Genomic DNA, 12,842 nt, shown 5'->3' with positions numbered 1-12,842 from the left:
GCGGCGATTAGCGCAGCAAATGCAGGAAGTGCATGTGCTTGTGGTACTGGTCGATGATGTCGTTGATCACCGCGACTTTGCTCCAGCCCATCACATCATAGTCCTGCCCGCCTTCGCGCAAATGCACTTCGGCGCGGTAGTAGCGCTCCTCTTCAGGGGCGTCCTCAATGGATTCCTCCGGGTGGATGAAGTTCGGCTTCACATGAGAACGACTGCGCACCTCGTAAACGAAGTCCACTTCATTGCCCAGCATCACCGTCAGTCGCACTCGATGGCGCTCCCGGTCCTCTTCCACCTGCGCATCCAGCTCATGTTCCCGCAACTCTTTACAAACCGACTCACAGGCGGGTTTGGCGATAGTTCCCAGGAAACGGCTGACGTTATCTTTGTCCGGGTAATCGACAATGTTGGATAAGCGATCGCGCCAGTTTTCGTCATGCACCATGGGCGCAGCCGGCTGCACATTGAGCTGCAGACTGTCCCGCTTAAAGGCGTCGATGCGCAGGGCTTTAATCAAGCCATAAGTGGCGATCAGCAATACGACGGCGAACGGCAGCGCGCTGGCGATAGTCATGGTCTGTAGCGCCCCAAGACCGCCTGCGGCCAGCAAGACGGCGGCGACAATGCCTTCGCCGCCAGCCCAGTAAACCCGCTGCCACATGGGGGTGTCGTCACGGCCGTTGGAACAGAGCATGTCCACCACCATGGAGCCGGAGTCAGAAGAGGTCACGAAAAACACGATCACCATCACCGTCGCCAGCAGCGACAACACGCCGGAGAACGGGAATTGCTCCAGGAAGGCGAACAAAGCGATAGTGACGTCGCTGGAAACGGTGTCTCCCAACGAAGTCAGGCCATCATTCAGAATCATGTTAATAGCGGTGTTGCCGAAAAAGGTCATCCACATCAGGGTAAAGCCAGTAGGCACGAACAACACGCCCATAGCGAATTCGCGAATCGTCCGCCCTCGCGACACCCGCGCAATGAACAGCCCCACGAAAGGCGCCCAGGACATCCACCAGCCCCAGTACAGAATAGTCCAACCGCCAATCCAGTCGGTTTTCTCATAGGCGAACAGATTAAAGGTGTTACGCACGATATCCGAGGCGTACGCCCCCAGGTTCTGTACGAACGCCTGCAACAGAAACACCGTTGGGCCCGCCAGCAACACAAAAACCAGCAGAAGCACCGCCAGCGCCATGTTCAACTCGGACAGACGGCGAATGCCTTTATCGAGGCCTGTGGTGACAGAAAGTATCGCCAGGAACGTCACAAAAACGATCAAGATAACCTGCGTCGTTAAACCGACAGGTATGTCAAAGAGGTGATTCAAGCCGGAGTTCACCTGCAGTACGCCATAGCCTAAAGAGGTGGCGACGCCGAACAGGGTGCCGATGACGGCGAAAATATCCACCGCATGACCGATAGGGCCGTAAATCTTCTCGCCGATTAACGGATACAGCGCGGAACGCAGCGTCAGCGGCAAACCGTGTCGATAACTGAAAAACGCCAGGATCAGCGCCACGATGGCGTAGATCGCCCAGGCGTGCAGGCCCCAGTGGAAAAAGGTGATTTTCATGGCTTCACGCGCCGCCTGCACCGTACCGCCATCGCCAACCGGCGGCGACAGAAAGTGCATCACCGGCTCCGCCACGCCAAAGAACATCAGGCCGATGCCCATACCGGCGGAGAACAACATGGCGAACCAGGTGATGTAGGAATAATCCGGCGTGGAATGATCCGGGCCCAGTTTGATCTCGCCATAACGAGACAACCCGAGAAAGCAGACAGTGATCAAAATGATCGCCACTGTCAGCACGTAAAACCAACTGGCGTTGGCGACAATAGCCGCCTGCAGCTCAGTGAACAACTCGCTGGCTTTCTCAGGAAAGAGCGCCGCAAAGGCCACCAGCAATACAATCAGTCCAGAGGAGGTAAAAAAGACAGGGGGATTTAAACGCGCTTTCGGGCTCCCATTCATAATGTGTCCTTAAGTCGTCGTGCATTTGATTCGATAAGGTCGCAGGATGCGCATCCGGCGTGCCTTAGAGTTACCTAGCAATCGCAGTGCGTCAGAGTATTCCCAACGACTCCCGCGATCATGTAGACAGGTTGATCAACAACCAATTACGCGTGCCTAAACAGGCGCTTTAGCCTGCCTAGTATACCTCATCGGGCGCGTCGATGCTCAGACGCAGACCACCTTGACCAGTTCGCCCACCCAATCGATGAAGACGCGCACCCGGCGAGACAGTTGCCGCCGATGGGGATACATCGCATAAATCTGCATGGCTTCCGCTCTGGCGTCCGGCAGCACTTCCACCAGTTCCCCGGAGGCCAGCAGATGCCTCACGTCATACGCCGGCGCCTGTAACAGCCCCATCCCCGCCAGGGCGCAGGCCACATAAGTCTCCGCGTTGTTCACCGTCACCCAGCTGCGCATGTCCACATAATGCAGCTCCCCATCCTGCACATATTCCCAGGGCTCAGCGCGTCCGGTATTGGGTGACGCGAATCTGACCGCCCGGTGCGCGCTCAACTCATCCGGGGTCTGCGGCGCGCCGTAACGCGCTATATAGGCATGGCTGGCGCAGTTTACGAATTCCATTTTCCCAAACGGTTTGGCCACCAGACTGGCGGAGCCGGGATCGCCCACTCGCACCACGCAGTCGACGCCTTCCTGAATCAGATCGATAGTGCGATCCGTCGCTCCCAGCTCCAGCTCAATATCCGGATAGCGCTCAAAAAAGTCCGGCAACGCCGGCGCAATCACCCGGGAACCGAAGCGACTGGGAACATCCACTTTCAGTTTCCCGCTCACCTTCGCCCCAGGCTCGCGGAACATACTTTCAATCTCTTCGATCTCCGTCAGTAAATGACGGCAGCGCTCCAACAGAGCGGCCCCATCATGCGTCAGGCTGACTCGACGAGTAGTGCGATGCAGCAGGCGCGCGCCCAAGCTGGCCTCCAGCTTCTGCACTACGGAAGATACGGTGGAGCGAGGCAACTCGCACAAGTCCGCCGCCCGGGTAAAGCTGCCGGTTTCCGCCACCCGGGCGAACACCTGCAATGCGTCGATCCTATCCATATCCGCCTCTCTATTATTCGCAATTCATGGATAGATTATGCAACGGCGCGGCCATTATGCGAAACAGCCGCACAGATAGAATGCAATCAGGTCAGGCGTTCGTCTGATCCATTCATCTACAGAGGAGCATGACATGAGTACGCAATCCCTTACCTCGCACACTCTCAAAGATAAAATTGTCCTCGTTGGCGGCGGCGCCAAAAACCTGGGCGGCCTGTTGTCTCGCCACTTTGCCGAGGCTGGAGCCAGCGCAGTCGTAATTCATTACAACAGCGACGCCACCCGCCAGGCGGCGGAAGAAACGCTTGCGGCGGTTAAAGCCGCTGGCGCTCAGGCGCTGATGATTCAGGGAGATCTGACCCAGGTATCTGAAGTCACCCGCCTGTTCGACGCCGCCGTCGACGCCTTTGGCCGCGTTGATGTGGCGGTGAACACCACTGGCATGGTCATCAAGAAGCCGCTACCGGAAATCAGCGAGTCTGACTATGACAAGATCTTCGCCATCAATTCCAAAGCCGCATTTTTCTTCATGCAGGAAGCCGGCAAAAAGCTCAGTGACGGCGGCAAGTTGTGCACGATCGTCACATCTCTGCTGGGAGCATTCACAGGCTATTACTCTATTTACGCCGGCAGTAAGGCACCCGTGGAGCACTTCACCCGGGCAGCGGCCAAAGAGCTGGGCGAACGCGGCATTTCCGTCACAGCGGTAGCGCCGGGTCCCATGGAAACACCGTTCTTCTATGGCCAGGAAACGCAAGAGTCCGCTCACTATCATCAGACGGCGGCCGCCTTGAGTCCCTTTACCCGCACCGGCCTGACCGATCCTCAGGATATCGTCACTCTGGTCCGTTATCTCGTGACGGAAGGTTGGTGGATTACCGGACAAACCATTCTGGCTAATGGCGGCTACACCACTAAGTAGCCCAGCTTTTTGCAGATCCCGGCGGCGGCGCGATTTCGCAGCCGGGACTGAAGCCGTCCTGATTACGTTTTTTTATCAACGAATAGCGGAGCCATAACCATGCACACACTCCTTATGATCTTCGGCGGATTCACCCTGCTGGCGATCTGTCTGATGCTTGGGCGCTATTTCGGCGCGCTGGCGTTGGCGGCGCTGATCTTCATTCCTGTCTGGGCAGTCGCGGCCGGCGTCAATATGTGGATTGGCGTTTCCCGCGCCGGCTATTCCGTTATGGAAGAAGCCCCTATATTCCTGCTCATCTTCGCCATCCCTTCTGCTGTCGCCCTGTTTTGTTGGTGGAGATTTTCCCGTGACTAGTCTTAATGCGCCGCCAACACATTCCGCGCAGGCAATCGCTGACGTTATCACGTTTTGGTCAGACGCCGGTCCGCAACACTGGTTCGCGAAAGACCCCGCTTTTGACGACGTCTTTCGCAACCGATTTCTTGCGTTGCATATGCACGCCGCCAAAAGAGAACTGGACCATTGGGCGCAATCGCCGGATGGCGCGCTGGCGTTGTTGATCCTGTTGGACCAGTTCCCACGTAACGCCTTTCGCGGCAGCGCGCACATGTACGCCACCGACGCGCTGGCGCTGATGTTCGCGAAGACGGCGCTGGCGCAGGGCTTCGACAAACGGGTCGATCCGGCGTTGCGATTGTTCCTCTATCTTCCTTTCGCGCACTCCGAACAAGAGGAAGATCAGCATCTGTCAGTGCGTCTGAATGCGCGATTAGGGGCAGACTACAGCGCGCACGCCCGCGGTCACCGCAGCATCATCCAGCGCTTCGGCCGCTTTCCTCATCGCAACGCCATGCTGGGGCGCGTCACCACCCAAACGGAGCAATCTTTTCTGGACGCCGGCGGATTCGCTGGCTGACAGCCTCCACGCAAGTTGCAAACCGTTACCGACCGCTAAGAAAGAACAACTGAAATTGACGGAAGCATTAATTAGCATCACGGGTTATCACTACAACACTGCAGAGGGTCGGTACACAATGCGTCTTTCCCCCGCCAAGCTGTTGCTCATCATTCAGTGCTCAACCGTTTTTCTATCCGCTTCGATCATGATCGAAGGCAGCCGCGTCGTGCACAGCGACCTGGTGAAAGGCGGACTGATGATCGCCATCTGCCCCCTGCTGCTGATGTTCCTGGGCCATCGTCTGGGACGCGAGTGGGTGTTTGAATCATTGCGCGCACTGGACGACGAACTCAGCCCGCAAGAGTGTGAGCGTAACGCCGCGGCTTCATTGTTGCGCCTGAGCACCATCTGCGTCAGTCGCACCCTGCTCAAGCTGGTGGGTATCCTGCTGGCGGTGATCGTCACTCCCGCCCTGTTGTTACCGGAAATCCTGCAAACGCCGGACCTGTGGCAACAAGCCCTTACTGGCGCAATCGCAGTCATTCTGCTGCTGACCGCCGCCCAAGTTACTCACAACAGCCTGGCTTCGCGCCTCTCCATGAAGTAGGCGTGTCGCCGTTGCGTAACCGCTGCCGCGATTTGCAACGAAGGCGCCGCGAAGAGTCCGTACTTTCCGCAGTGCCAGATGGACAATATCCATAGGCCCTCCGGTCGACTAGACTAACCAGCACAGTCGTGTATGGAAATGCTGTAGCGAATAAAGCGTCAGGCTTATCCGCCCGTTGGGGCGTTAGTGGCTTGCTGCTGATCGCCAGCGCCGATGGGGGCCGAGCGCAGGACAGCCTTTGCTATACTTAGGGCTGTCAGCATTTCGGCGTCGCCACTGCTGCGCCTGAACCGGCGTGGCGAAAAACAACAACCGCGCGTGTGAGTAGTGAAAAGGAAAGCCGAGTTACCGTCCGCACAGAAATCGACCCAGGTGCGCAATGGTTATGTGTTGCGCGTTATCGCCTGCATGATCGTTTTGTGCCTGCACATCGCGATATTCAAATTTTCCGGCCACTCGCTCATGTGGGGGCTGATCGTCCTGCACACGCTGATTTACCCTCACCTGGCGTATTTCTTCTCCGAATCCAAGCAGCATGAGCTGGATAACATACTGGTCGACTCCTTCGCCTATGGCGCCTGTGTTGCGCTGTGGGGATTCAATCCCCTGATCACGCTGGCTTTTATCTGCGGCGCCTGGATGACCAATCTGGCCGCCGACGGCGCGATATTCTTCTTTAAAGGCATTGTCGCCAATATCACCGGCGCTCTGCTGACAGGCTTGATCACTGACTTTTATTTCCGTCCCAGCCTGGAGCTGACGCCGACCCTGATCGCCTCCGGCGGCCTGTTCGGCTACACCATGAGCCTGGGCATGCTGCTGCATCGCATCAACCTCAAACTGAATCAAACCAAGCTGCGCCTGCTGGAGCAGAAAGAGTCGCTGATCGACATCAGCTCACTGGCTCATGCGGTCAACACCCACCTCGAACTGGACCTGATCATGGGCCGGGTCATGCAGTCCCTGCGTCGTATCCAGCCGTTCGAACAGGTTTACATCACACTGTTCGAAGACAATCTGGAGCGCCTGGTGCTGGTGAAAAGCTATGGTGACGCGCTGACGGCGCAAGAGGTCAAGCAGTCGGAGGGGTTCACGTTTTTCCTCCCCGAAGATGAGAACAGCATCTTTGTCCGCCCTCTGGTGAAAGACGAGCCGCTGTTCATTCCCCGGGTGCCTCCCCCTGACGCCACAACCTCAAAAGTGGACAAACGTCTCTACGATTTTCGCGCGCCTATTTCCATCGCCTACTTTCCCCTGCATGTAGATAACAAAGTCATTGGCGGCTTTGGCTTCGTCAATTACGTCCAACCTCTGGATCTGGACGCCGCCGCCATCGAGTCCATCGCTGAGTATCTGGTGCAGGTCGGCACTGCGGTGCGTAACGCCCAGCTTTTCGAACAGGCCCGGCAGGCCAAAGAGCAGGCGCTCAACGCCCAACGCGCCGCGGAAGTATCGGAAGCCGCCAAAAGTCGTTTTCTCGCCAACATGAGCCACGAGATACGCACGCCCATGACGGCGATTCTCGGCTACTCGGAATCGCTGCGGGAGAGCAACTTAAGTCGCGAGGAGCGTAACCAGTTTATCGACATTATCGTGCGCAGCGGTCGTCACTTGCTCACCATCATCAACGATATTCTCGACCTGTCGAAAATCGAGGCGGAAAAGATCGAAATCGAGCACATGCAGATTTCATTGCCGAACCTGATTGAAGATCTGCGCTCCCACATCGGCATGCGCGCGCACGAAAAAGGTCTGACCCTGGACATCACGCCGAAATTGCCGCTGCCTGCGCATTTTGAGTCGGACCCCACACGTCTCAAACAAATCCTGTTCAATCTGGGCGCCAACGCCACCAAGTTCACTCACAAGGGAAGCATTCACTTTGGCGTCAGTTATGAGAAGGACGCCAACCTGCTGCGCTTCACCGTCACTGACACAGGTATCGGGCTGGGACCGGGCGAGCTGAAAAAGATCTTCGAACCCTTCGTGCAGGCGGACAGCTCCACCACTCGCCAGTACGGCGGCACCGGACTGGGACTCTACATTTCCAGGCAACTAGCTCACATGCTCGGCGGCGAATTGACGGTGGATAGCTCCCAAGGCGAAGGCAGTCGCTTCAGCGTCACCATCAACGCCGGCGACCTGAGCCAGACGCCATGGATAAACAGCCTGGAAGAATTCGAGAAAGCACGTCAGCGGCTGGAGCTGAACGGCGCCGCCTGGAGCGCTCCCCGTTTGCGCGGCAAAGTGCTGCTGGCGGAAGACAACCTCGACAACCAGACGCTGTTTCATCGCTTCCTGGTGGAAGCCGGCCTCAGCGTGACTTTGGCGAGCAACGGCAAACAAGCAGTGGAAGCGGCGTCCGCGTCTCGCTTCGACCTGATTCTTTTGGATATCCAGATGCCGGAAATGGGCGGAGATGAAGCCATCCAGCATTTACGGGAATTCAGCCAGACACCGCCAGTGATTGCATTGACCGCCAATGTCATGCGCCATCAGTTGGATGAGTACCGGCAGTTGGGCTTTATCGACTTCATCGCCAAACCGGTCGACCGCCTGCATTTCTATCAAAAGCTGCGGCTTTACCTGCCAACAGTGCCGGAAGACCTCACCGGACGCATCCTTGTGGCGGAAGACAACGACGTCAACCGCTTGCTGTTCAAACGTCAGATTGAGCGCATCGGCCCCGCCCTGACCGTGGTGACCGTCGAGAATGGTCAGGAAGCGCTGGAGGCGGCGCTGGCGGAAAGTTTCGATCTGATCCTGATGGACATCCAAATGCCGGTCATGGATGGTCTGGAGGCGCTACGCGCCTTGCGCTCTCAGGGATACACACAACCGGTTTACATCATTTCCGGCAACACCGAGCCCGCCGATATCGCCACTTATATGGAGTCCGGCGCGCAAGGTTATCTCGGCAAACCTCTGGACCGGAATCAGCTCGATCAGCTCCTGCAGGAGTTGCTCGGACATTGCACAGTCACCGCACCCCAAGCCTGAGATCAGCTCAAAAAACACTCGCTCTCCCACCAACGTTCAGCGTTCTGTCATAAAACTGCAACAAACGTGCAGCATCCCGCCATAAATAGCAAAAATCCTCTTATATGCTATTACTTTATAGATACATACCACTCTTCGTTCCGATCCGTTCCGGAGTCAATCATGCAATGGTTATCCAGAAGTTTGTTTAATCAACTGTTAGCTGTCGTCGTGTTAAGCGGACTGCTGACGCTGGCCGCAGGCATTTTCAGCGCCGTCTCCAACGAGCGCCGCATCAGCGAGCTGGAAATGTCCCTGGCCAGAAATGGAGATCTTCTGCAGGAAGCGAATGAGTCCGTCGCGTTGTTTAAAATTCAAGTGCAGGAATGGAAAAACGTACTGCTGCGCGGAGGTAAACCGGATAACCTGAAAAAGTACTGGGATCGCTTCGTAGAGACGGAAGCCAAGGTACAGGAAAAGGTCACCGCCATCCGCCCGCTGCTGCCGGAAGAGTCCATGAAGTCGACGCTGGATCAGTTTATCAATCGCCATAAGATTATGGGGCAGGCCTATCGCGAGGGTTTGGCGGAGTTCAAACAGGCGAACTTCGATCCGCAGGCTGGCGACAATGCAGTCTCCGGCATCGACAGAGAGCCCACCAAACTATTGCAGGATCTGGCGGACAGTCTCAAGGCGCACGTCACCGAGTCTTACACCCGCGCCCACCACGAATTCAGCAGCAGCTTTACTTTCTGGAGCATCGTTCTCGCCGCCGTCACCCTGGCGTCGGCCATCATCGTGCTATCGCTGATCAATGTGCGTATCGTGCGCCCTACCCGCAATATCATTGATAAGATCAGCAAGCTCAGCCACGGGGAGATGGGACATGACTTCTCCTCCAACCGCGGGGATGAACTGGGCCGACTGTCGAATTCCGCCGCCGAACTACAGAAGTTTCTCGACGATTTCGCCGCCGCCATGGACAAAACGGCGGAAGATCTCGGCGAAAACATCACGATCATTACCCGCGCCGCTGACGATATCGTTAACTGTTCGCAGGATTCCAACGGCCGCACTATTCATGTCGCCACCGCCATGCAGGAGATGACCGCCGCCTCTCAGCAGGTCGCCCAGAACGCCAGCAACGCTGCGGAAGTGGCCCATGAAACCGATATTGCCGCCAAAGACGGCATGGAGGCGATGAAGCGCGCCAACGACGCCATCAAACGCCTGTCACAGCAAGTGTCGAGCAGCTCGGACACCGTGAAGAAGCTGGCTGAAGACACCAAAAATGTGGGCACCGTGTTAAATGTGATTCGCGGCATCGCCGAACAAACCAACCTGCTCGCATTGAACGCCGCCATTGAAGCGGCCCGGGCGGGCGAACAGGGGCGCGGCTTCGCGGTAGTGGCGGATGAAGTACGCTCTCTGGCGCAGAAAACCCAGAACTCCACCGCGGAAATCGAGTCCATCATCGACAGCGTGCAAAACGGCGCCAAAAACACGGTGTCTGTGATGGAGGCCAGTAATCGCATCACTGACGAATGCAGCGGCTATTTCGCCAGCGCGTCAGAAAAGCTCTCTTCCATCAGCGAAGCCATCGCCAAAGTGAACGCCTTGAATACAGAAGTGGCTACCGCGTCCGACGAGCAATTGTCGGTATCTGAGGATATCGCCAAGAATCTGGAGGAAGTGTCGGAATTGACTGACGAATCCGCACGTAATGCAACATCCGCCAAAGATAAGATTGGTCGCCTGACCCATCTCGCCGATCGCGCGTCAGAGCTTTCTTCTCGTCTGCGCCGCTAGTCCTATCTCTCTTGAATTGAATGCATAAACCAGGGAAGGTTTGTGGCGTACTTTCTTCAGGGCAAAAAAAACCCTCTTAACATAACGCTAAGAGGGGTATTCACCGCCAATGAATTTAACCGTGTTTCTTGGATTTCATGCCTCGGTAGAGGATGATCGCCAAGAGCGCTATACCATAGAGAGCCAACGTCGCAGGCTCGGGAACAGTTACTATCGGAGGCATACTTCATTCTCCCAACTGTCGTATAACACTATTGCCCCTTATACTGCACGCTCGAGGCCAATAAACAAAAATTTATTAAATATCAAAAACTTATTTAGAAAAAAAAGAAAGGTGAACTACGTCACATGAGAATTTCGAGAAAAAAAGTCGCAGATGAGCCATTAACTGTAAAAATTGCTGACTAGAGGTAGCCGATTGGTCAGCTTTAAATCACTTTTCCACTTGAATTTGTCTTCTCCCCCTCCTCTGCGCCAGACAACAGCGTAAGCCTAACGGCCTAGCCCCATAGACAAAGCCAGCTTGTTGACAGCCTTTTGTCCTATGCCCGAAATACGCGTAAAAAAAATGGACGCTTGGCGTCCACTCTTAGGTTGTATCTATGTCGGGACGTCATTTATCTCGACAGGGCTTAGGCCTCTACCAGCCAACCATGCGAGTCCTCTCCCTAATGGGATAGTCATTTCCCGCAGAGTCCTGCATGTGAAAGCGTAGCGACTGCAGATCCAGTCCGACATTTCTCCGCACGACAAAATGCAAATGCGGCCCAGTGGAAAAGCCAGTGCTGCCGGAACGCGCCAGCGCCTGACCGCGCTCCACCCGGTCACCGGGACGCACCTGTAAACTCCCCTGTAAAATATGCGCATACATGCCTGTAGTGCCGTCGTCATGCAGAATCATGACGAAGTTGGCTTTATCCAGGAAATAGGCGAATGCCGCGCTGCCAATGCTGTAATTCTCCTCCACCGCCATCACCACCCCGCCCCGGGCGGCGTGAATATAGCTGCCGACCGGCATGGCGATATCCACGGCATAGGTGTTGGGTTCTTCAGTATGCGAAAACTGACCGTTAAAGCCCTGGGAAATGACGTAGGATTCGCCCCCTGCGAACGGCGGCGAGTATACCGCGTTGTAATCAGGTTTGGCCTCGGGATCGCCAGGGATGTAGTAATACTGGTAGTCCACCTGGCCCTGAATCTTGAAATAGCGGGTGGCCTCAGCCTCCACCAGGATACTGTCCCGCTTATACTCACCCTTGTCCCGCACCTGCAACAAAAACTGCACAGGACCTCGCCACGGATTCGTAGCTGTCAGAATCGTGACGTTATCCTCTACTTTGGAAGTAATAACAGGCTTGTCCTGAGAGTCGCGGGAAGAGGTCAGTTTCACTTGTTCATGCTTGCCCTGCTGCGGCGCCTTATCGGTGAAATGCCAGCGACCGCTGGCGTCCTGATACTTATAGACGGTCTGCGCCGCACTGGAAAAAGCGCACAGACAGGCTGCCGCCAGGGAAAAGTAACGAAGGAATTTCAAAGGCGCGGGACTCCGGGTAGATAACTGCTTCTGAACGCATGACAGCCTGAGCTGAACATCCTTAGGAAATATACCAATCCTGGGCTTTTCCGTCCTCTACCTTGTTCACTTTCGTGCTAAGCTCATTGAAGACGGCGCCGCTTCGCGCCCGTTATTCAGCGGGAGTTCGGGAACCGTCATTTTTTGTTAAATCAGGACCTTCGATGTTTCAGGATATCAGTTCATTGCTTATCCGGGCGCTTTATATCGGCGACCAGATAGATGTTCGACAGTTGGAAAAAGTAAAAGCCTGCGCACGTAATCCACTTACGTTGATGGTGGAGCAGGAAGCCGCCTACGTGACCATCTTCCGCTACGGCGTAGTAGTGATGTTCAACGTCAAACCTCAGGACGAGGCGGCGCTGATGCGGGAAATTATGCTGCATACCAAACGCCCGCTGGATAAACCCGTGGTGGAAGAGTCGGAACTCTCCATCACCACCACGCCGTCCGACACCGTCGCCGACAACATCATCAGCGTGTTTGCGCCCACTGTGGAGAAGCTACAGATCATCGCCGACGCGATGGCGAAATCCGTGATCCTGGAATTCTATGAGCTGGAGGAGAGCCGCAACCTGGAGCGCATCAGTCCCCTTGCGGAATTCCTGCACTCTCAGGGGCGCACCGGCGCCAAGACGCAGGAGCTACTTAAGCAAATCGGTAAGGTGCTGCTGAATCAGCAGATCATGGTGGGCCGCGTCGAAGTGGGCGAAAAGCCGGATCTGCTGTGGGACTTTCCAGAGCTGGAGCGCTTCTACCTGCGTCTGTCCGATGAGTTTGAAATACGGGAGCGGGACAAGGCGCTTGAGCGCAAGATGGAAATCATTTCCCGCACCTCGCAAACCGTACTCGACATCATTACCGCCAAACGCAGTCTGCGGGTGGAGTGGTATATCGTCATCCTGATCGTGTTTGAGATACTGCTGACGCTCTACGAGCTGTTCTTCACTCACTGATTCAATC

General features: G+C 55.9%; 10 protein-coding genes. 7 read left to right on the top strand and 3 right to left on the bottom strand.

All coding sequences use genetic code 11. The features are described from left to right. Window positions 1-7: 7 nt before the first annotated feature. Together betT and ONV78_RS05330 are read right to left on the bottom strand one after the other, a co-directional pair. Complete coding sequence (betT, locus tag ONV78_RS05335) at window positions 8-1,981, bottom strand: choline BCCT transporter BetT (protein ID WP_279501684.1); 1,974 nt, start codon at window positions 1,979-1,981, stop codon at window positions 8-10. 207 nt (window positions 1,982-2,188) lie between these two features. Then, complete coding sequence (locus tag ONV78_RS05330) at window positions 2,189-3,088, bottom strand: LysR family transcriptional regulator (protein WP_279501682.1); 900 nt, start codon at window positions 3,086-3,088, stop codon at window positions 2,189-2,191. Between the two features lie 133 nt (window positions 3,089-3,221). Here ONV78_RS05330 and ONV78_RS05325 point away from each other — a divergent pair, with 133 nt between their 5' ends. From ONV78_RS05325 to ONV78_RS05300, 6 genes are all read left to right on the top strand, one after another. Further along, the gene (locus ONV78_RS05325; protein ID WP_279501680.1) at window positions 3,222-4,010 is read left to right on the top strand and encodes an SDR family oxidoreductase; all 789 of its coding nucleotides are present in this window, start codon (window positions 3,222-3,224) and stop codon (window positions 4,008-4,010) included. Between the two features lie 99 nt (window positions 4,011-4,109). After that, window positions 4,110-4,367 (top strand): hypothetical protein, encoded by a 258-nt coding sequence (locus tag ONV78_RS05320; RefSeq protein ID WP_279501678.1) that lies wholly within the window; start codon window positions 4,110-4,112, stop codon window positions 4,365-4,367. Further along, the gene (locus ONV78_RS05315) at window positions 4,360-4,929 is read left to right on the top strand and encodes a DUF924 family protein (RefSeq protein WP_279501675.1); all 570 of its coding nucleotides are present in this window, start codon (window positions 4,360-4,362) and stop codon (window positions 4,927-4,929) included. The genes ONV78_RS05320 and ONV78_RS05315 overlap by 8 nt, the downstream gene beginning before the upstream one ends. Before the next feature lie 118 nt (window positions 4,930-5,047). Next, window positions 5,048-5,518: a hypothetical protein gene (locus ONV78_RS05310; protein WP_216737496.1), complete on the top strand. Its 471-nt coding sequence runs from the start codon at window positions 5,048-5,050 to the stop codon at window positions 5,516-5,518. Window positions 5,519-5,845: 327 nt separating this feature from the next. Then, the gene (locus ONV78_RS05305) at window positions 5,846-8,518 is read left to right on the top strand and encodes a response regulator (RefSeq protein ID WP_279501673.1); all 2,673 of its coding nucleotides are present in this window, start codon (window positions 5,846-5,848) and stop codon (window positions 8,516-8,518) included. Between the two features lie 162 nt (window positions 8,519-8,680). After that, entirely contained in the window at window positions 8,681-10,306 is a 1,626-nt protein-coding gene (locus ONV78_RS05300) for a methyl-accepting chemotaxis protein (protein ID WP_279501654.1), read from the top strand. A gap of 640 nt (window positions 10,307-10,946) precedes the next feature. On the opposite strand, the gene ONV78_RS05295 is transcribed toward ONV78_RS05300, so the two are convergent. Next, window positions 10,947-11,840: a M23 family metallopeptidase gene (locus ONV78_RS05295; protein WP_279501653.1), complete on the bottom strand. Its 894-nt coding sequence runs from the start codon at window positions 11,838-11,840 to the stop codon at window positions 10,947-10,949. Between the two features lie 203 nt (window positions 11,841-12,043). Between ONV78_RS05295 and ONV78_RS05290 the strand changes: the two genes are divergently transcribed. Then, window positions 12,044-12,835, top strand: a complete 792-nt coding sequence (locus tag ONV78_RS05290; protein ID WP_164887397.1) for an RMD1 family protein — start codon at window positions 12,044-12,046, stop codon at window positions 12,833-12,835. The last annotated feature ends 7 nt before the right edge of the window (window positions 12,836-12,842 follow it).

This window comes from Hahella sp. CR1 (assembly GCF_029813005.1).
In the GTDB taxonomy this organism is placed as follows: Bacteria; Pseudomonadota; Gammaproteobacteria; order Pseudomonadales; family Oleiphilaceae; genus Hahella.
The sequence above is the reverse complement of the archived record's forward strand: the minus strand, read 5'-3'. Positions and strand labels throughout refer to the sequence as shown.